The organism is Paenibacillus sp. J22P143 (assembly GCF_059692035.1).
The window spans coordinates 1-20,743 of the sequence record NZ_JCAUAQ010000001.1 but is presented as its reverse complement, the minus strand read 5'-3'; the positions used below and the strand labels follow the sequence as shown (position 1 = coordinate 20,743).

At 45.2% G+C, this 20,743-nt stretch carries 22 protein-coding genes; 18 read left to right on the top strand and 4 right to left on the bottom strand.

Annotated features, from left to right (window positions below; translation table 11 throughout):
• The first annotated feature begins 39 nt into the window (after positions 1–39).
• From AC58PQ_RS00110 to thrS, 6 genes are all read left to right on the top strand, one after another.
• Entirely contained in the window at positions 40–888 is an 849-nt protein-coding gene (locus AC58PQ_RS00110) for an EamA family transporter (RefSeq protein WP_497239980.1), read from the top strand.
• A 414-nt stretch (positions 889–1,302) separates the two neighbouring features.
• Positions 1,303–2,103: a polysaccharide deacetylase family protein gene (locus tag AC58PQ_RS00105; protein ID WP_497239979.1), complete on the top strand. Its 801-nt coding sequence runs from the start codon at positions 1,303–1,305 to the stop codon at positions 2,101–2,103.
• A 175-nt stretch (positions 2,104–2,278) separates the two neighbouring features.
• Positions 2,279–3,211: a manganese-dependent inorganic pyrophosphatase gene (locus tag AC58PQ_RS00100; RefSeq protein ID WP_497239978.1), complete on the top strand. Its 933-nt coding sequence runs from the start codon at positions 2,279–2,281 to the stop codon at positions 3,209–3,211.
• Between the two features lie 116 nt (positions 3,212–3,327).
• Complete coding sequence (gene msrB, locus AC58PQ_RS00095) at positions 3,328–4,311, top strand: peptide-methionine (R)-S-oxide reductase MsrB (protein ID WP_497239977.1); 984 nt, start codon at positions 3,328–3,330, stop codon at positions 4,309–4,311.
• A gap of 72 nt (positions 4,312–4,383) precedes the next feature.
• The gene (locus AC58PQ_RS00090; protein WP_497239976.1) at positions 4,384–5,271 is read left to right on the top strand and encodes a multicopper oxidase family protein; all 888 of its coding nucleotides are present in this window, start codon (positions 4,384–4,386) and stop codon (positions 5,269–5,271) included.
• 392 nt (positions 5,272–5,663) lie between these two features.
• Positions 5,664–7,577, top strand: a complete 1,914-nt coding sequence (gene thrS / locus AC58PQ_RS00085; RefSeq protein ID WP_497239975.1) for a threonine--tRNA ligase — start codon at positions 5,664–5,666, stop codon at positions 7,575–7,577.
• A 5-nt stretch (positions 7,578–7,582) separates the two neighbouring features.
• Here thrS and AC58PQ_RS00080 read toward each other — a convergent pair whose 3' ends face one another.
• A complete protein-coding gene (locus AC58PQ_RS00080) occupies positions 7,583–8,473 on the bottom strand; it encodes a cation diffusion facilitator family transporter (RefSeq protein WP_497239974.1) in 891 nt (296 codons plus the stop codon).
• 212 nt (positions 8,474–8,685) lie between these two features.
• Between AC58PQ_RS00080 and AC58PQ_RS00075 the strand changes: the two genes are divergently transcribed.
• A complete protein-coding gene (locus AC58PQ_RS00075; RefSeq protein ID WP_477592798.1) occupies positions 8,686–8,949 on the top strand; it encodes an HPr family phosphocarrier protein in 264 nt (87 codons plus the stop codon).
• A 147-nt stretch (positions 8,950–9,096) separates the two neighbouring features.
• Positions 9,097–10,143 carry a Gfo/Idh/MocA family protein gene (locus AC58PQ_RS00070; RefSeq protein ID WP_497239973.1) on the top strand — a complete coding sequence of 349 codons (1,047 nt, stop codon included), beginning with the start codon at positions 9,097–9,099 and terminating at the stop codon, positions 10,141–10,143.
• A gap of 84 nt (positions 10,144–10,227) precedes the next feature.
• Here the strand turns inward: AC58PQ_RS00070 and AC58PQ_RS00065 are convergent, their stop codons facing one another.
• Entirely contained in the window at positions 10,228–11,037 is an 810-nt protein-coding gene (locus AC58PQ_RS00065) for a YitT family protein (protein WP_497240610.1), read from the bottom strand.
• Positions 11,038–11,172: 135 nt separating this feature from the next.
• Entirely contained in the window at positions 11,173–11,562 is a 390-nt protein-coding gene (locus AC58PQ_RS00060; protein WP_497239972.1) for a hypothetical protein, read from the bottom strand.
• Between the two features lie 158 nt (positions 11,563–11,720).
• Between AC58PQ_RS00060 and AC58PQ_RS00055 the strand changes: the two genes are divergently transcribed.
• The 6 genes from AC58PQ_RS00055 (at position 11,721) to AC58PQ_RS00030 (ending at position 16,336) form a co-directional block, all read left to right on the top strand.
• Complete coding sequence (locus AC58PQ_RS00055) at positions 11,721–12,785, top strand: YheC/YheD family endospore coat-associated protein (protein WP_497239971.1); 1,065 nt, start codon at positions 11,721–11,723, stop codon at positions 12,783–12,785.
• A gap of 63 nt (positions 12,786–12,848) precedes the next feature.
• The gene (locus AC58PQ_RS00050; RefSeq protein WP_497239970.1) at positions 12,849–13,040 is read left to right on the top strand and encodes a hypothetical protein; all 192 of its coding nucleotides are present in this window, start codon (positions 12,849–12,851) and stop codon (positions 13,038–13,040) included.
• A 227-nt stretch (positions 13,041–13,267) separates the two neighbouring features.
• Positions 13,268–13,576, top strand: a complete 309-nt coding sequence (locus tag AC58PQ_RS00045; RefSeq protein WP_028555908.1) for a hypothetical protein — start codon at positions 13,268–13,270, stop codon at positions 13,574–13,576.
• 15 nt (positions 13,577–13,591) lie between these two features.
• Positions 13,592–14,071: a hypothetical protein gene (locus AC58PQ_RS00040; protein ID WP_497239969.1), complete on the top strand. Its 480-nt coding sequence runs from the start codon at positions 13,592–13,594 to the stop codon at positions 14,069–14,071.
• Between the two features lie 96 nt (positions 14,072–14,167).
• Positions 14,168–14,929: a phosphoribosylformimino-5-aminoimidazole carboxamide ribotide isomerase gene (gene hisA / locus AC58PQ_RS00035; protein WP_497239968.1), complete on the top strand. Its 762-nt coding sequence runs from the start codon at positions 14,168–14,170 to the stop codon at positions 14,927–14,929.
• Between the two features lie 33 nt (positions 14,930–14,962).
• The gene (locus AC58PQ_RS00030; RefSeq protein WP_497239967.1) at positions 14,963–16,336 is read left to right on the top strand and encodes a PDZ domain-containing protein; all 1,374 of its coding nucleotides are present in this window, start codon (positions 14,963–14,965) and stop codon (positions 16,334–16,336) included.
• A gap of 10 nt (positions 16,337–16,346) precedes the next feature.
• Here AC58PQ_RS00030 and AC58PQ_RS00025 read toward each other — a convergent pair whose 3' ends face one another.
• Complete coding sequence (locus AC58PQ_RS00025; RefSeq protein WP_497239966.1) at positions 16,347–17,225, bottom strand: alpha/beta hydrolase; 879 nt, start codon at positions 17,223–17,225, stop codon at positions 16,347–16,349.
• Positions 17,226–17,317: 92 nt separating this feature from the next.
• Between AC58PQ_RS00025 and AC58PQ_RS00020 the strand changes: the two genes are divergently transcribed.
• From AC58PQ_RS00020 to AC58PQ_RS00005, 4 genes are all read left to right on the top strand, one after another.
• A complete protein-coding gene (locus AC58PQ_RS00020) occupies positions 17,318–18,871 on the top strand; it encodes a tetratricopeptide repeat protein (RefSeq protein ID WP_497239965.1) in 1,554 nt (517 codons plus the stop codon).
• Positions 18,872–18,973: 102 nt separating this feature from the next.
• A complete protein-coding gene (locus AC58PQ_RS00015) occupies positions 18,974–19,876 on the top strand; it encodes an S-layer homology domain-containing protein (RefSeq protein ID WP_497239964.1) in 903 nt (300 codons plus the stop codon).
• Between the two features lie 236 nt (positions 19,877–20,112).
• Positions 20,113–20,454: a hypothetical protein gene (locus tag AC58PQ_RS00010; RefSeq protein WP_497239963.1), complete on the top strand. Its 342-nt coding sequence runs from the start codon at positions 20,113–20,115 to the stop codon at positions 20,452–20,454.
• 91 nt (positions 20,455–20,545) lie between these two features.
• Positions 20,546–20,716 (top strand): hypothetical protein, encoded by a 171-nt coding sequence (locus AC58PQ_RS00005; protein WP_497239962.1) that lies wholly within the window; start codon positions 20,546–20,548, stop codon positions 20,714–20,716.
• Positions 20,717–20,743 lie beyond the last annotated feature (27 nt).

The window sequence follows — 20,743 nt, the reverse complement described above, 5'->3', positions numbered from 1 at the left end:
AAAGTTTGCTTAACTGACTCAATTGGGAGGTTGGTGGCAATGTTAAACTTAGCAATATTGCTCGTACTCGGGTCAGGATTCCTTCATTCGGTCTGGAATCTCTATACGAAGAGGAGCATTAACAAAAATGTATTCCTTTGGTTTTGCCAACTAATCGCCGTAGTCCTTTTCTTGCCATGGACAATTATAGAATGGAATAGTACACAATTAATTTCTACAGGTTGGTTGATAATTTTTGCATCCATGTTTCTGCACGGGCTGTACATCGTATTACTGGCTGCGACCTATACAATAGGTGACTTATCACAGGCATATCCTATAATACGAGGAACTAGTCCGTTATTAGTACCACTTCTCGGAGTGACTTTACTTAACGAAAAGTTTTCTCCTTTGGGATGGACAGGTGTTATCTCAATTGTCGCAGGAATTGCATTGTTAAGTAATATTAAATTCAAAGGTTATGAATTTTCATCGATGAGAGTACCATTACTGGCATTAGCAGTGGGGATTTGCATTGCCAGTTACATTGTGGTTGATAAGGTTGCCTTAACCTATGTTCCAGCTGTAGTACTAAATGAAGCTACAAATATCGGAAATTTACTAGCCCTGTCATGGGCTGCTTTTAACTCAAAGGGCATGGGGAAAGAATTGAGGAGCAACTGGAGAATAATGTTATTTGGTGGACTTATCGCACCTGGAGGGTACCTTCTATTCTTATTTGCCTTAAAACTCGCACCTGTTTCACAATTGGCTCCTATGAGAGAAATAGGAACTGTTTTTGGAACATTTATGGGAGTATTTATCTTACGTGAAAAGCAAGGGACAAGACGTTTACTAACATCATTCTTAATTACACTGGGAGTCATCATTTTAGGTGTTTGGGGTTAATTCTGAGTACCAAAGAGCAGGATGCATGTTGATAAGAGCGGTCTACCGCTCTTATTTTGGCATAATTAGGCTAAATGAGAGAAATTGGGGTGGTAAACCACTCTTATTTGAAATGAAATGCTGTTACTGGCGGTAATAGTAAGAGAATAAGAGCGATTAACCGCTCTTATCTCTGCTGAATGAGGTGGAAATGGCGAAATAGAGGTGGTAGAGCGCTCTTATTTGTGGTGAAATGCATCAGGTTAATAAAATCGAGTAGACTGGTGGCTTGTGACGGGTAGTTGGGATTTTTTGCATATTCGGTGATCGAATAGGGGAGGCTTAGGAGATCAACCATTGGGCATGAGCAAATGTTCAATAAAAGGTAGGCGATCTAAGCAAATGTCCACTTTGCCTAATCATGGTAGGCGATCTATGAGCACACGATTGCAAAAGTTAATGAGCACGTCGCAAACAGCACGCGCTGTGCGGATTGCGGTCACGCGTGCTTTGCTGCTCGCGTGCCTCCTGCTGGCCAGCTTCGCTGCTCCAGCGGAGGCCAAGCACGGGATCGCCATCCCCGTGCTAAACTACCACAGCATCGGGGTGGCCTCCGGGAACACGTACGTGCTTCACCCCGATACGTTCGCGCGCCAAATGGACTATTTGGCCGCGCATCACTACACCCCGTTGACGCTGGCTGAGTTCGCCAGCGTCCTCGAAGACAAAATGCCGTCACCGGCTCACCCCGTGCTGCTCACGTTCGATGACGGCTATGCCAATAATGCGGAGGTGGCGTTGCCCATCCTCCAGCGGCACGGATTTCCGGCGACGTTGTACTTGTCGACGGGCCTTGTGGGCACGCCAGGGTACCTAACCTGGCCGCAAGTTAAGGAGCTGAGCGCAGCAGGGTGGGATATTGCGTCACACACCGTGACGCACCCGCATCTGCCCAAGCTCAGCAAGAAAGAGCAGCGCGAAGAGATCCTCGCAGCACGGGCCCGCATCGAGCAAGAGCTGGGGAAGCCAGCGGATACGTTCGCTTATCCTTACGGCGATTACAATCACGCGACGCTGAAGATTTTACGAAAGGCCAAATTTCAGTACGCCTTCACGACCCTAGAGGGCTGGGCATCATCCAAGCAACCCCCGCTGGAACTGCATCGCATCGTCGTAGACAGCCAAAAACCATTCGAAGATTGGGTTGGGCAATTGTCCGTGCCGACGTCACAGTAGGCGAGATTCATTTTAGACTTGTGATGGTCTACTATATGTGTCAATTTACCAAGAATCTCGGGTGGATATAGGCAGATTCCGAGTTTAATAGTGGATTTACCCAGAATTTTGAGTATAATCGTATATAGAAATGATAGCCACTCTCACTAAAATATGTCGTTTAAGGAGTCGTACCATGTCAAAAACACTTATTTTCGGACATAAAAATCCGGACACTGATTCAATCACATCCGCAATTGCTTACGCTGCACTGAAAACGAAATTAGGTCAAGAAGTAGAAGCAGTTCGTCTAGGTTCCGTTAACGGCGAAACACAATTCGCGCTTGATACGTTCAAAGTAGCAGCTCCACGTGAAGTTCAAACCGTTGCTAACGAAGCAGCAAATGTCATCTTGGTGGACCACGTTGAGCGCCAACAAAGCGCTAGCGACATCGATCAAGTACGCGTTGTGGAAGTTATTGACCACCACCGTATTGCCAACTTCGAAACGAGCCACCCGCTTTACTACCGTGCGGAGCCGGTTGGTTGCACAGCAACGATTCTAAATAAATTGTACAAAGAAAACGGCGTTGCGATCGACAAAGACATCGCAGGCTTGATGCTTTCTGCCATCATTTCGGATTCCTTGCTATTCAAATCCCCAACTTGCACAGAGCAAGACGTTGCTGCTGCTCGTGAGCTAGCTGCTATTGCTGGTGTTGACGCTGAAGTTTATGGTCTTAACATGCTTAAAGCAGGTGCAGATCTAAGTGACAAAACCGTTGCACAATTGATTTCTTTGGATGCCAAAGAATTCCAAATGGGCAGCTACAAAGCAGAAATCGCACAAGTGAATGCGGTTGATGTGAACGATGTTCTTTCTGGGCAAGCTGAAATCGAAACAGCACTTCAAGCTATTATCGCTGAGAAAAACCTAGACTTGTTCTTGTTCGTTGTAACGGACATTTTGAACAATGATTCCGTAGGTCTTGCTCTTGGGCGTAAAGCAGATGCCGTTGAGAAAGCTTACAACGTATCCCTAGTTGACAACAAAGCCGTTCTAAAAGGCGTTGTTTCCCGTAAATCTCAAATCGTGCCTGTGCTTACAGACATTTTCAACAACCTGTAGGATCCATAGCTTCGATGCATAGACGAACACCGTTCATTCGATGAACGGTGTTTTTTGGTGTTACTCGCAACTTTTGGTATGATAAGAGGATACTTTGAGAAAGAGGTGACGTTAACATGACAGATAACTTACAAGGCGTTCATTCCGATAAAGCAACATTCGCAGGGGGATGCTTCTGGTGTATGGTGACGCCGTTCGAATCACTGCCAGGCATTATATCCGTGGTTTCCGGTTATATAGGTGGGCACACAAGCAATCCGACATATAAAGAAGTTTGCTCAGAGACGACAGGGCATGCGGAAGCCGTGCAAATTACATTTGACCCCGAATTATACCCTTATGATAAATTACTTGAGACGTTTTGGCGTCAAATTGATCCAACCGATGCGGGAGGACAATTCCATGATCGGGGATCGTCGTATCGCACATCGATTTTTGCCCATAGCGATGAGCAGCTAGCGAAAGCCGAGGCTTCCAAGCAAGCTCTGCAGGATAGCGGCCGATTCGATCGTCCAATCGTAACGGAAATCGTACGGATTGATGCCGAAGCATTTTTCCCAGGGGAAGAGTATCATCAGGATTATCATCACAAAAATCCACTTCACTACAAAGCCTACCGCAAAGGCTCAGGACGCGATGCGTATATTTCGCAATATTGGAACACAGCCAAGGATAAGGAAGAACGCAAGAAATCACTAACGCCAATCCAATATGCGGTTACCCAAAATAATGCGACAGAACGTCCTTTCGAAAATGAGTTCCATGATTCACATGAGAAAGGTCTTTATGTGGATATCGTTTCAGGCGAGCCTTTATTCACATCTTACGATAAGTTTGACTCCGGCTGCGGTTGGCCTAGCTTCACAAAGCCTTTATTCGAAGGTCATGTGAAAGAAGTAACGGACACGAGTCATTTTATGATACGTACCGAAGTACGAAGCACGGAGGCGGACTCGCATTTAGGTCACGTTTTTAATGATGGTCCTGGTCCGAATGGTCTTCGTTATTGCATCAATTCCGCTTCGCTGCGCTTCATTCCGTTGGCGGAAATGGAATCGGCAGGTTACGGCGCTTATCTTCGATTCTTTGATCAGAAGTAGTACCATGCAGGTAAGTCCCGAGCTTTGGCGCATACATTGAAATATGGAGCGTTGAAGCGGGAGGGATCTGCCATGGTCGTATCACCGGATCTACGAGATCTTAACTATGTTCATCTGCAAGGTGTGAAGTTTTTTGAGTTGGTCGCTGAGCCGGTTGTGCAAGAAATTCTGCCAGGCGTGTTCTTAAAAGGGTGGGGGTACAACGGCAGCATCCCAGGGCCGACGATACGTGTGTTTCCCGGGGATTGGGTGACCATTCGTGTGCATAATCGGCTGCCTGAGGCAACAAGCGTGCATTGGCATGGTCTTGATGTGCCGAATCGCATGGACGGCGTGCCGGCCGTTGAGCCCTCACCATATATCGAGCATGGCCAATATTTTGATTATCATTTTCAAATTGTAAATCCACCAGGTACGCATATGTATCACACCCATGTGGACACGGCGTTTCAAGCGTTAATGGGCTTGGGCGGTGGCTTTATTATTGAAGATCCGTACGAATGCAGTACCCAGCGCGACTATTTCATTATGCTGCAGGAGTTTCACTTAAAAGGAATGGAAAAAGGTGTGGTGAAGACAGGGCATTATGAGCTGGATACGATGTCGGATGCCTTTAATTTTTTTACGATGAATGGTCGCTGCTTTCCACATACTACTCCGTTACCCGTTCGATATGGAGAAGAAATGCGCGTTCGTTTTGGAAATATCGGGATGAATGCGCATCCCATTCATTTGCATGGTCATCAGTTCTGGGTCGTAGCCGCAGATGGGAACACGATACCTCATTTTAATCGGGAGCTGCGAAATACGGTGCTGGTGCCAAGCGGTGTCACCATGGATATTGAATTTTCAGCTCAAAATCCGGGCGCTTGGCCGCTTCATTGTCACATGCCGCATCATACGTCAAATAACATGACGAAGCCTACAGGTGGCATGTTCACAGTCGTTCAGTATCTGTAGGAGAGAATAGCTATAGATATTTTATCCACGGATGCCTCTTGACGATGATCCCTTTGGCTAGGTAATATGAGTTCCATAATCACATATTGAAGTTATGATCAAAGACATGATTTCCTTCACGAACTGCCCAGAGAGAGAAGTATCAGCTGAAATCTTCTCCTGTTGCCGGTTGGGAATTACCCCTTTGTAGCTGTGCCGTTGAACCCATTGATTCATCCTTTTGGAAGTATGCGACACCGTCTTATCCCCGATATCGGATACCAATAAGGTCTTGCTTTTATGACGGAGCAAGTCGAATTAGGGTGGAACCACGAGCTGAACGCACTCGTCCCTTTCTGGGAGAGAGGCGTTTTTTTGCGTTTAAAAATACAGGGAAAGGGAGGCATAATGACATGGAAATTCAAGTTATTTTAACAGATGGAACAAGTAGGAGGTATGTACAAGGGACGACGATTGAACAAGTAGCAGAATCGATTGGTGCGGGGCTAAAGAAGAATGCCATAGCGGGCATAATGAACGGCAAATTGGTCGATCTGCAGCAACAGATTGAAGCGGACGGTCACATCGAAATCGTCACGTTGGAAAGTAAGGAAGGGTTAGAAGTTTATCGACATAGCACAGCTCATGTACTAGCTCAAGCGCTCAAACGCATCTATGGCATGCAAGCAATCAAGCTTGGTATTGGACCTGTCATTGAAGATGGTTTTTATTATGATATCGAAATTGATAACCCGTTATCCAGTGATGATCTAAGAACTATTGAAGATGAAATGAACCAAATCATTCAGGAAAACATTCCGATTGTTCGCCGAGTCGTCAGCCGGAAAGAAGCGATGGACACTTTTGATAAGTGGAATGAGTCCTATAAGATTGAGCTGATCCGAGATCTGCCGGAAGACACTTTAATTTCGATCTATGATCAGGGGGAATTCTTCGACCTCTGCCGAGGTCCTCATCTTCCTTCAACAGGACGGATTAAGGCTTTTAAACTGCTGCATGTGGCAGGGGCGTATTGGCGTGGAGATGCTAAGAACAAAATGCTTCAGCGGATATATGGAACAGCATTTCTGAAAAAAGCGCAGTTGGACGATCATCTGCATATGCTCGAGGAAGCCAAGAAACGTGACCATCGAAAGCTAGGAAAAGAACTTGAACTCTTCATGTTCTCGGAAGAAGCGCCGGGCATGCCATTCTATTTACCGAAGGGGATGATTCTCCGGAATGAACTTGAGAATTTCGCTCGTGAGCTGCAGCGTCGAAGAGACTATGATGAAGTGCGTACTCCTCTGATGATGAATAATCGCGTTTGGGAGGAATCTGGACACTGGGATCACTATAAAGACAATATGTATTTTACGAATGTGGACGAGACGAAGTTCGCTCTTAAACCAATGAATTGTCCAGGTCACATGCTCATTTATAAAAACAGTTTACATTCCTACAGGGAGTTGCCAATACGACTCTCGGAATTTGGTCAAGTACACCGTCATGAGTATTCTGGCGCCTTGAACGGGATGATGAGAGTACGTACATTTTGCCAGGATGATGCCCATCTATTCGTTTTGCCAGAACAAATTGAGGATGAGATCGGTCGTGTTATAGAACTGATTTCTCATGTTTATCATGTGTTTGGATTCCAGTACAGGATAGAGCTGTCCACACGTCCGGATGATTTCATGGGTGCAAGCGAGTTGTGGGACCAGGCGGAGAAATCTTTGAAGGATGTGTTGGATAAAAGAGGGATTGACTATCGTGTCAATGAAGGTGATGGTGCCTTTTATGGACCCAAAATCGATTTTCATATTCTAGATGCGTTGAAACGAAGCTGGCAGTGCGGCACGATCCAATTGGATTTCCAAATGCCTGAAAAATTCGATTTGACGTACATCGGGGATGACAATCTGAAGCATCGGCCAGTGGTGATCCATCGGGCTGTGTATGGTTCGATTGATCGGTTTATTGGGATTTTAACTGAACATTTTGCTGGAGCTTTCCCCTTGTGGTTAGCACCTGTTCAAGTTAAACTTTTGCCGGTTTCAGACCACTATCTGGACTATGCGTTCCAAGTGAAGAAGTCGCTAGAGGAAGCGGGAATACGCGTGGAATTAGATGCCCGATCTGAGAAATTAGGGTATAAGATTCGCGAAGCTCAGCTTGAAAAAGTCATGTACATGTTCATCCTTGGCGAAAAAGAACAAATCTCCGGCGGTGTCTCCGTTAGAAAACGAGGAGAAGGCGATCTTGGTATAAGCTCGCTGCCGGAGATTAAGGATCAAATCGTATCAGACATTGGGGCAAAGCACTAACAGGATCATTTCTCATACCACGGATTCAAATGAATCAGTACTTCATCCACGTCGCTGTGGTGTTCCATAATCGATTTCTTGATCGCACGCGAAATGTCATGCCCTTGTTGAATCGTAAGATCGCCAGGAACGGAAATTCGCGCATCGACCAAAATATAATGTCCGTGCTCTCTAGCACGTACACGATCAATACGTTTGACCTGAGGAACCGCTTCGATCAGCGCAGTAAATTGCGAAAGCATATGCTGATCGACGGTTTTTTCCATGAGAACGTCGAAGGATTCTTTCGCCATTTCGATACCAAGCTTCAAAACTAATAAGGATACGATCACTCCGGCCGCTGCATCGCCATAGGCAAGCCAGTGAATGTCATTGGCTTTGCCGACAAAGGCTAAGCCAATACCTACAACTGCTGCAAGTGAGGCGTACACATCAGCTATATGATCTTTAGCCGTCGCGATCAAGCTTTTACTGTTGGTACTGCGCCCGATCCGCATGGTGTATATATATAGGAGGTATTTCCATACAACCGAAACGGCAGAGGCGATTAAGGCGATGGTACTTGGCGCGCTAGGCTCGTGAAATAAAGCAGTCACGGCGTGATAACCGATATACAGTGCAGCAATCACCAGGATAAAAGCAACAAATCCCGAGCCAAGTACTTCGGCTTTGCCGTGGCCATACGGATGATCTTCATCCGCTGGAAGCTTGGAGATCCGCATGGCACTAAGTGCGGCTACGGTCGCGATGATGTCTCCTGCGTTATGAACGCCGTCAGCTAGCAGGACTTCACTGTGAAAAATGAGGCCAATAATAAGTTTGATTATCGTTAGTAAAATGTTACTGATGAGGGAGAGCCATATGGCCCACACGGATGACTTGTTGTTATTATGCATGAATGATGACCTCCTGCAGAAGTGTTTCCCGAAGGAAAAAAAATCCCTCGACCTAAGGTCGGGGGATTGGGCTGATTTTTTTTATGGGAATCTAGTAAACTATCAATATATGGCATATTCAACACTTCACTTTTCAGAAATATCTTTGTATAATACCACACATAATCAGAAATCACAAACCTCCAAATGTCTTGGAAAGGGAGTTGAGCGGCATGCGCGTACATGAATTTAAGATTTCAAAAGATTTAGAACGAAGTGATTTATCTGGTATTTCGGTGAAATCATCTCATTTTATTTCGGATATCACACTGGACTTTCAGTTTGATGATAAGCACCATAAGGTTGATGTGAAAAGTGTATTAGGTATGCTGTTAGTTCCTATCAAGGCAGGCACAACGCTGCGTTTGCTAACGAGAGGGAAGGACGAGGAAGAGGCTATGCACTTTATTTTTGAGTTATTTCAAATCTTTTGTTAACGGCTTGTACGTATGCGCTTCCAATGCACAAAATGGGACCATTTTACGACAAGATTGGATAGAGCGATGAAACGATAAAAGGGATAGAATAGCAGATATAATCGGTGTGGAGACACGCTAGTAAAGGCTGTTGGAGGTCATTTATCGATGAGTAGCTATCGCGTGGTTGTTGTGGGTTGTGGCGGTATGGCAAACGTGTGGGTTGAAAATATGAAGCAAAGACATGAGTGTGAGATTGTCGCGCTCGTAGATATTAAAGCGGAGTTCGCGCAAGCTATGGCTGATCGTCATGGGCTAACTTGTGGCGTGTATACGGATGTTGAAGCGGCCATTGATGACAATGGCGCCAATCTGGTGCTGGATATTACGATTCCAGCGAGTCACTTCCAAGTCGGAAGCACGGCGCTTCGTAACGGATGCGATGTGCTTGGAGAGAAACCGATGGCTGCTGCCATGGACGAGGCGAGGGAGCTTATTCAGATTGCGGAAGAATCGGGGAAATCGTTAGCTGTTATGCAAAATCGTCGGTATGACGCGAATATCCGCGCCTTTCGCGAGTTGATCCAATCCGGCACGATTGGTCGTGTTGGTTATGTAGGGGCGGACTTCTTTCTGGGTCCGCATTTTGGTGGCTTCCGCGAAGCGATGGAAAGCCCGCTTATTCTGGATATGGCGATCCATACGTTCGATCAGGCTCGTTTTATTACCGGGGCAGACCCCGTTTCGGTGTACTGCCAAGAATTTAACCCACCCGGCTCGTGGTATGCCGGGAATGCCTCTGCGATCTGCATCTATGAGATGTCAGACGGCTCTGTGTTCTGCTACCGCGGCTCCTGGTGCGCGGAAGGTGCGCCGACCTCCTGGGAGGCGGATTGGCGCGTGACGGGCCAGCAGGGCACCGCTCTGTGGGACGGATCGGGTGCGCCGTACGCGGAGGTTGTCGCTGCCGGCACTGATGACGACGGCAAGTTCCTGCGCGAGTTCACGCGCGTGGACGCGAACGTGAACTGGTCTGGTCGCAGCGGCCATGCCGGCTGCTTGGATGAGATGTTCGCGGCGCTGGCCGAAGGCCGCCGCGCGGAGACTGATTGCCGCGACAATATCAAGAGCATGGCAATGGTATTGGGCGCATTGGACAGCGCAAAGCTTGGCCAGAAGGTTGATCTGCGCTCGTATTGGAGCCACGCAGAGTAAGCTGCGTGGCATGGAAAAAGCCTACAATCCACACGGAGTGCGTGATTGTAGGCTTTTCTGTGTGTGTGGCAGTTCCAGCCACCCTTAATGAATATCCTTCTTCTTAAACCGTCCACCCTTCACATCGTGGATATTCCCGATGGCAAGAAAGGCTTTGGGATCCAAGTCGTCGACGATGGATTTGAGCTTCGCTTCTTCTAGTCGTGTAATGACGCTGAAGATGACTGTTTTGTCATCGCCTGTGAAGGCGCCTTCGCCCTTGAGGTACGTGACTCCCCGACCCAGCCGACTCGTGATGGAATCCCCGATTTTCTCATATTCATCGCTGATAATCCAAACGGATTTAGATTGATCAAGACCCTCTATCGTGATATCAATCATTTTAAAAGCAATAAAATAAGCAATCAGTGAATACATCGCACGATCCCATCCAAAGACAAAGCCTGCGCTGCCTAGAATGAATAAGTTGAAGAACATGACAATTTCGCCAACGGAGAAGGGCATTTTTTTGCTAAATAAAATGGCTACAATTTCCGTGCCGTCAAGTGAGCCTCCTGATCGAATCACGAGTCCAACGCCAACCCCTAAGATAATTCCACCGAATACAGCAGCTAATAAAGGATCGATGGTAAGTGCTTGAACAGGATGAAGTAGCGTGGTGCCAATCGACATGAGGATGACCGAGAATGTTGTTGAAATGGCAAAGGTTTTGCCAATTTGTTTATAACCGAGTAAGACGAAAGGCAGATTGAGTACAACAAGAAATATTCCGATAGGGAAGCCCGATAAATGAGATAGGATAATGGAAATCCCGACTATGCCACCATCGATAATGTGATTGGGAACTAAGAAAATTTCTAATCCGATGGAAACGAGGATCGTACCAATAATCATAAAAAGAATTCTGCGTGCAAATTTCAAACGTGTTAATTTCCGATGTTGCTCGTGCGCGTGTGCCTGCGCCTGCTCCTGCGCTTGTGTTTGTTCGGAGTTCGATAATGAATTAGCCATGAAAGTTGCCTCTTTTCCTCAATCATTCAATTTCGTTACTAATGAGTAAGAATGAATGAGGCCCGCATAACGTGATGTGAATTTGAGAAAAGCAAGCAGAATAACTTTCAGTTTTTTCCAGATTAGGCTAGCTAGATACACGATGAAAACAACAAATATTGTCATTTCATATTGCTTGTTAAACTGGTCATGCAGGTGAATCTTGTTTTCATAAACATGTATGATTTCCTTAGAAGGCGGCTGCTGTTGAATGGTCAAGACCTGAGTGGTATTGGCTGAAATGAGAACATCAGTATCGGCTGAAGCATGGTTGGAAATAGGGGGTGTTAAAGGAAAGACGAATAGTCCGAGAATCAGCCAGACCATGATTGTCCAACAGCATCTGCGTGTAAAAGGGTTCAGGGACATTTCCTCCAAACTATGTAAAATCCAAATTTGCTTGAATTGTAGCACTTCACTTCCCATGAGTCAACTTCGCTACAGGCGTAGCCTGATGTCACGATTTCCTGTTGTGAAACAGGTCCATTTAGGCCAATTCTGCATACATTAGTAGGATGAACGCAAGCGTGAGAGGTGAAAATGTGACGAATGTGATCGGAATTCTCCTAGATCGTAAAACCTATCTCGGCATTCTTCGGAAGCAAACCGGATATGAACATATCGAATTCTATAACCAAGCAGCTGTAGAGCTAGGGATGACTCCTTTTTACATGTGCTTAAAGCACGTGACCACGAAGACAGCTCTTGGCTTGTGTTATGAGAATAATAAGTACACATTAAAACGGCTGCCGATCCCTAAGGTCATTCATAACCGCGCGATGACGCTTTCCCCTTTTTCACAAAAGAAATTAAATGAACTAGCGAAGATAAGCCATGTTTTCAATGGTCAAAATAGACATGATAAGCTTCGCATTCATCGATTGTTACGTGCGAGTACCGAAAGCTCTGCCTTTCTTCCTAAAGCCATGACTTACTCGCGTGATAATGTGGTAAAGGCGATGAGCCGATATACGGCCTTCTTTGTGAAACCTACTAACAGTTCTGTTGGAAAAGGTGTGCTGAAGGTTTCTGCGTTGCCAGAGCAACTATGGCAGGTGTGGTGGAGTAAGCAAAAGCCTAGGCAGCTTGATGAACAAAAAGTCATTGATTTTATAGATGAGAAAGTCAGCGGTCAATCATATTTGATTCAAAAAGCGATTCCTCTAGCAATGTATGATGGTCGTCCTTATGACTTACGTGTATCTGTACAACGTGGAGACAAAGGACAATGGGTTGTGACTGGGATAGCTGGAAAGGTTGCTGCACAGGGTCGTCATGTCACGAATTTGGCAAGAGGCGGTGAAGCCATGATTTGTGAAACGTTATTTCTTAGTAATGGCTTCGACCCTGTTCTGAAAAGGGAGCAGGTTGAAAAGGCGGCTTTGCAAATTGCAGAGAGCTTGAGTCAGCAAATTCCATCGATCTCCGATGTTGGGATGGATATCGGGATCGATGATCAAGGTGCGATTTGGTTAATCGAAGTGAATGGCAGGGATCAGCGTTATCAATATAAGCACTTGAATTTGAATAAGACATTTTATCGCACATATGAAACACCGATGCTATATGCGAAATATTTATTGAGCAAGTGAATCCAAAAAGACGCGGTTGTCATTCGCAAATAGCAAGCTGCGTCGAAAAGGTGGAGTTGGGATGTGAGTGAGCGAGTTCTCGTCATTAAAATGAATTTATTACCATGGTATAACGAGCTTGACGATCGTTTGGAAGTGTACCATCCTAGCTTTCCGGCGGTTGTGCTCGACCGGATCATGACATTCGGTGAGTTTCGAATCATCTCCATTAACCGATATCAAACGCGTTTAAGACGAATTTCTGAAAAAGCTTAATGCCATTTGTGCGTAGAAATTAGGTAAATGTGGCATAATTAGTATAGAAGCAATACCCGTAGAGGCAGGAAATACCTGCTTCTTTTTGTGTACAGAAAATGAATTTGGCTTTTATGTTGCTTCATACCCCTATTAACAAGTAAAATAGAAGTGAAGCATTATTCGAACGATGTAGGCTTTTACCCACAAGCAAATACAGGGTGTACAGGAAAAGGGGACATTTAATAGTGAACGTTCATTTGAATTTTACAAACAAGGGCAAAGTAGTAATCGAAAATTTCAATAATGAGGAGCTCATTGAAATTTTTAGTCGTTATATTAACACGTTAACGAAAAAGTACGCAGTTGATATTACGGTGCCTGCTGAAGCTAATCAGAATATCGTACAGGATGGTTCATTTAAAGTTGTTCTTTCCAATGTACAATGTGATGTTGAGACTTTTTTCAAAGAGCTTGGGAGAGATATTAAAGTGCCCCTGAAGAAAAGAGCGGACGGTAAGTTGGAGAACGTGTTCAAAATTCAAGTGATCGAGTAAGTTACGGGGGCATGTATGCTTAGTTTAGACGAAAAATTAGCAATTGCAACATCCTTCCCAGAACTGCAGCGTAAGGATGTTTCTTTGGGACGAATCAATTTTCATTATGTAGAAAGTGACTATGAGAAGACAACTGTTCTTTATCATCTTCATCCGAATGGAAATGGATTTGTGTATGCCGAATACATCCCAGGTTGTACGGTAGATGCCAAAGGTTTAATTAATATCCGGGATTATAGTGAAGACGAGCTCCGCGCAATCATCGCGAAGTCGATTCAGTCTTTAACTCGTAGCGGTAGTCCTAAGGTTTCAAAGTCGGAGGATGTTCAAGCTCCCCAAGAAGAAATTTGGGTGGATGAGGACGGCAATACGTTGAGTGTTACTTTCGTGGAAGATTTGTGGTATATCTATGCGGGTGAGAATCTCGATTGTGCCTTTGAGACGTATGAAGAGGTTCAAGAGTATTTGGAAGAAGAAGGATTCGATAAGAAGTAATCCGGACGTGAGAGCCCTCCTTGGAGGGCTTTTTTTGTGGTATACTAGATGGAAAATCGTTCAAGTATTCGAATGTCAAAGGGGAAACATAACGTCATGAAATTTAGACCTTGTATTGATTTACATAACGGAAAAGTGAAACAAATTGTCGGTGAAACCTTGGGTGGCGAGGGTCAACCGGTTGTTGAGAATTTTGTGTCTTCATATGACTCAACGTATTATGCGAAGATGTTTAAAAGAGATCGTTTAACTGGCGGGCATGTGATCATGCTTGGCGATGGGAATAAGGAAGAAGCGATCAAAGCGCTTATGGCTTATCCAGGCGGTCTGCAAATTGGCGGCGGTATACAGGCGGAGAATGCGAGCTTTTATCTGGAGCAAGGGGCGTCTCATGTAATCGTGACGTCTTATATTTTCCGCGATGGACAGCTGAATATGGATAATCTAACGTGTATCGTAGCAGCGATCGGTAAAGAGAAATTGGTCATTGATCTGAGCTGCAAAGAAAAAGATGGCAAGTGGTATGTCGCTACCAATCAATGGAAACAGTTAAGTGATGTGGAGTTAAATCAAGAGACGATTCAGTTCTTCGAGCAGTATTGCGATGAATTTCTGATTCATGCGGTGGATGTAGAAGGGAAGCAAAGCGGCATTCAACAAAGCTTGGTAAGCTCATTGGCACAGTGGGTCACAATTCCAACAACGTATGCTGGCGGTGCAAGATCGTTTGAGGATTTGGCATTGTTTAGAGAGCTTTCCCAAGGAAAACTTGATATTACGATTGGCAGTGCACTTGATATTTTCGGTGGGAAACTCTCGTATGATGAGGTTGTCCAGCAGTTAAGCATCGCGTTGTAACCTTAGTATTTGTCTGCAAAAAGGATGTGTGCGATGGCACTTTGGCACAAACTGTATCTCTGGGGGATCGGTGTAATCCTCCTGTTAATCATGATTGGAGAGCTAGTCTGGCTGCCAGATCCGCTAAGATGGGGGACACGCTTGTATTGGATAGATCTCATCGATCTGTTGATTTATGCAATTGCTCTTGTTCCATTGCTCTGGATGATAGCCGCTCGCCTGCACCTCGTCCAGTCGCAATCGCTGAGGTTGAAAATATTTCGTGGCCTAATCAGTTTCGTATGTTTGATAAGTGTTGTTATCGTGGTTGCCATACCCAAAAAGCTGGAGTTCTCTGCTTCCGCTATGATTCTTAGTCTTCTTCTGATCTCAGTGGATATGGTTCTGTACGAACGGAAGAAACGTAAAGTGCCACGCCAAAGTATGATTGTATTTGGTGTGACACTTGGTCTCTTATTGTTGATGCTGTGGCCGACCAAGTACTTAGTAACCTATCCGGGCATAACGCTCAACATGAATCGGTATGCGCAAGCGCAAGGTGGATCATCCCATGGTGATATATCAGGTGTTCTTATTTTCGAACGGCCGGCGTTCCCGATCGATTGGTTGTATGCGAAGCTTTTTAAAGACTACACGTTTGAGAAGGTTGAAACACTAGGTATGTCTATAGGCGAATATAATCAGGAAGTACGTACGATGAAGGAAGATGCGAACGCCGCGGGTAGTGCGATTGCCTTCCAAAAAGTGGGTTTGGGCAAAGGGGTCACGTCGGAAGGCGTGCGGATTACGGCTGTCTTGCAAAATACACAAGCTGCTGAAGTGCTGCAACCAAGCGATGTCATTACGGCATTGAACGGACATCCGGTTACGATGATCCAGGAGCTTAGCGAGCGATTGAAGGTGGTCAAACCAGGCGAATCCATCAGATTGTCCGTCATTCGTAATCATGCGAAGATTGAGTTGACGGTTGCTACACGTGCAAGTACGGACGATCCCGCGCGCGCATCCATCGGAATCATGATTGCGAACGAGCTCAGATACGATATCCCAGATCTCGTGACGTATCATAATTACTTATTGCATGAGGGTGGACCGTCCCATGGGGCCATGCTTGCGTTAACGCTAATTGACCAGCTGACACCATGTGGTGTAACGTATGGGCATCATGTTGCAGGGACGGGGACGATCGAACCCGATGGCTCGGTAGGTCCGGTCGGTGGGCTCGTGCAGAAAGCTTATACGGTGAGCCGTACGAATGCGGATGTGTTTTTTGTTCCTGCTCAGAATGAAGCGGATGCGAGAAAAGGTGCGGGTGATCTGAGAATCGTGCCCGTTCGCACGTTAGACGATATTTTGAATTGGCTGAAGGCCAATCCTAAGGCTGGCGCATCCGCTTGCTCTTCATAGTCCATCCGAGTTAGTCTCGGGCAGCTTCATACAGCTTTCGGGCTATAAGCTTGGGCTCGTATTGCGGAGTCGTCATATGATCACCGTGGACTTGTAGGAAGCGGAAAATGCCGAGTCGGCTAGACATATGCGGATGCCAGCCATAGTTAGGGTCGCCAAATGGAATGACATTGTCTTCCGTAATGTGTACATAGCTTTTGGGAATAGATAGGCTATAAAATTTCTTCAGATCTAATTTCTCGAATAACGGTCCGGCAGGCTCAGGTAATGCCTTACTATATATGCGTTTTGCTTGCTCCAGCGTAGCCAAATTTGTAAATGTTTCCCGAAACAGTTCAAAAGACAGCGTGAGCGTGTTGTTCTTAGAGCTCGCGACGAGCTGCTTAAATTGTTCAATGATGTGTGGAGGGAACTCATCGGCGGGCATACCACCGTCCTTGAGGACGAAGGCATTCAGAAATACCAGTCGCTTCAAGCGATCGGGAACAAGTTCAGCTGCTTTTTGGATCAAAGTACCTCCAAAGCTATGTGCAACAAGGATGACGTTATGCAGCTTATGTGAGATGATGAAATCCGCGATCGATTTGGACATCATCGCATGGGTCACATTTTTATTGGGGTCAGCGCCATGTCCTGGATACTCTGGGACGTAGACGGTATGACCTTTTTTGCTTAACTCAGAAGCAATGCCTGCCCAGAAACTGGTATCCGCCCATGAGCCATGGACGAGAACGAATGTTAGCGGCTGCTCTTTTGCTCGGTAGGATGAGTAATCCTCTTGGATCCAAGGGGTTGGCATATAAGGCCAATGTGTAGGAGCATACGGTTGTTGATATGGGTTTGGCCATGATGTGTCGGGATTTGAGTAATTCTCATTCAGGTATGTCATTGTGGTCTTCCTCTCGCTTAGTGATGAATTATTATATGCCCAGAGAACGTAAGTGCGAAAATAAAATGAAATGCAAGGAAAGAGGGCAACGAATGACGCAATTAGAGCAGAACATGTACCGATTTAGTGAAGCACCCATATGGGAGCTGCAGCGTGCTTATTATGAGGAAGAGGGGATTACAGCTTGGCAAAGTGGAGATGTTCCACAATACATAACGAGTAATCGGGTAATGGCCATTTCGTATGCGGAAATGCTGTTCAGCTTTCTGCAGGATCGTGCGAGAATGGGGCAATTGAAGGAACGTGTAGTGATTCTTGAGCTCGGTGCGGGATCGGGTCAATTCGCTTTTTATGTGCTTCAAGAGTTAACGAAGCTTACACAAACGGCAGGAATTCCATTGCCGCCATTTAAATATGTGATGAGTGATTTGGCAGAGAAAAATATCGCCTTCTGGCGGCAGCACGCCAGTTTAGCACCATTTGTGGAGCAAGGGGTTCTTGACTTTGCTAAATTTGACGCAGTTCATGATCAGGACATTCATTTACAGCATACCGGGGAACGCATTGAATCAGGTGATCTGGTGCAGCCGCTTGTGATTGTGGCGAATTATTTTTTCGATAGCCTGCCACAGGAATTAATTTATGTCGAAGATCAACAGGTGTATGATTGTCGGATTTCGTTGCAATTTCCAGAGAAGGCTCATGAACTTAGTGCTTCCCAGCAGTTGAAAGAAGTCGTAGGCAGTTATCATTATCAGCGGGAGCAGGCGTATGAAGAGGATTCCTATCCTTATCGTGCGTTAATCGATGTGTATCGGCAGAGCCTAAAGGATTCACATATCCTAATCCCTGAAGTAAGCTTGCGATGTTTAGACCGGTTAAACGCACTGTCTCAAGGTGGATTTCTGTTGATTACTGCCGATAAAGGAGATCATCGCTTAGAATGCTGGGAGTATAACGAGCCCCCGAAGCTCATACATCATGGCAGTATTTCGTTAACGGCGAATTATCATGCGTTAAGCTATGTGTGCGAAGCGCAGGGAGCCCTGCCGCTGTTCACGAAGCATCCCTATATCTATATAAACATTGGATGTATTCTCAATCTTTCCGAACCCGTCCGTTATGGACTAACGCGACTAGCCTATGAGAGGTTTGTTGAACGGTTTGGTCCCGATGATTTTTTCAATTTAAAAGAAGCCTTCGATACGCAAGTCGAGCATAAAACGATGCCTCAGCTTCTGGCTTTATGGCGGTTGAGCGGCTATGATACGCAATTTCTGCTGCCTTGTACCAAACGCCTCATTACGTTGATTCCAGATTCTGCTGACCATGAATGGATTGCGCTTCAGCAAGGAATTGAACGAATGTGGGCACATTATTATCCAATGGATGGCAATACGGATGTTGCGTTAGCTTGTGCGATCCTGTTATATCAAATGGATATGTATCAGGAGGCTATCCCTTATTTTGAACGAACACAGCCTAAGCTTGAAAATGATGCGACCGTTCTCTATGAGATGGCAGTGTGTTACTACGAGTTGGGGCAGGATGATGCTGCGAAGCAGTTTATTGATCGAACGATTTTGCAATCTCCTGAGCATGAAGAGGCCATTGCTTTGCGGGAATTGTTAATCTCTCTTGGATAAAAGTTGGCAAGTGGCTGCAACAATCTCTCTGATCCCTGCGTTAGGAAGGTAACCACATCAAATGGTGCATGGTGCTATCCAATTAACGAGAGGAGTACAATTATGAAAAAAATAGCAGCTTTCAGCTTATCCATCCTGTTGTGCAGTAGTTTGACCTTCGGTTCGGCTTACGCGTTCACAGATGTAGAGGAGGGACAAGCAACAGCCATTCTTGCGTTAAAAGACCGAGGTATCGTCAGTGGATTTGATAACGAGCATTTTGTGCCAAAGGGTAAAATCAGTTATGCGCAAAGTGTCCAAATGATCGTCAAAGGTCTGAACCTGAATATGGACAATCTGCGTTTCATCAAGCAACCTTTAGCATCTGATAGCTATTCGAACATCCCCAATGATGCCTGGTTTGCCGAAGCGTTCATCATTGCTCATTACAGCAATTTGGATATTCCGAAAGATGTGAATCCGTACGCCACGATCACCCGTGAACAATTCGGTCATTTACTCGTAAAAGCACTTGAGACCAAGGGTCAGTTTCCGCTGGTTAAAATGTATATCCCCATCCAAGATGAGGATCAACTTACCGTGGATTATCAAGGTACGATTCAAAGATTGCTACTGTACAAAATCACGGCTTTAGATGGGAACGGAAATTTCAATCCCAAAAGTGAGCTAACAAGAGGAGAAGCCGCGAACTGGTTGTACAACGCCATTCGTGTGCTAGAGACGCATGTGCAGAAACCACCACAAGTAGAAGAAGTCACTGTACTGGTTGAAAAAGTGAACGCTGATGTGAACAAAGTAACACTCTCCAGAGGTATCAAACCAAATCCTGGCTATGGCATTACCATTGATCGCATCGAGTTCCAGTCGGGTGGTCAAGCGATCGTGAAGTATTCGTTGCAGGAGCCGCAACCTGACATGTTGTATGCACAAGTCATGACTGAGGCGAAGGCAGTGACTTATGTGTCTTCGAATTATGAGGTTAGGGCTGAAGTGAGTGGGGATTAGTAAGTAGATTTAGTTGAAAGAATGGTGCATCCGATGAGACCGATGAAGGACTTTGGTTTTTCGGAGCAGAATGAGGCGAAAATAGAAGACGACCTATGTACCCAATTTTTTGGGTGTAGGTCGTCTTTTTGCCTTTTGCAAATCAAGCAAAAGACTCAATGGTGGGATTCCATTAAATGGTACAATGAGGTGGAATAATTTCAATTCCATTTGAGTAAGGGAGAAGGTGAATGGGAATGAGTAGAGAGTTTGAAGAGAGAAAGTTTCAACTTTGGCATTATAAAGTTAGTCATGGTGAACTACTTATCAGGAGCCCGAAGAATGATAAATATTATAAGAATATCGATATAATGTTTTTTGATGTTAGATATATTGAGGTACCTCGGTTTTTTCCGAGTATAAAATTTGAAGAAGTTAAAGAAGAAGATATTAACTATGTAAGTGAAAAGCTTACTAACAATGTTGCTAAGGAAGCTATACATATCTTAAAATCAAATAATAATCGGTATATAGTGGTAGCTAGCATAATGAAAATTGTTGAAAATGAATTGGATTTATTTGAGCTTCCGTTTCTCTAAAAGTTAGAAGCTGATAATAATAACTACGATTTGAACTGCACCTCTAATGTTAGACACAAACTAACATTTAGAGATGCAGTTTTTTGGCAAAATGGCAAAGCAAGCTGCGTTTAAGTATGCTCCAGAGTATTTTACTGCAGTTAAAGCAGGTACAGCAGGCGGAGCTGCTGCTGTAATGGTGTTGCCGCTGAATCATAATGCCCAAAAGCTGACGGAATTGCCTGTCCAGGGATTGACGAATATAATGACCGTATCACAGTAAAGGAAAAGGACGCCTCCATAAAACGTG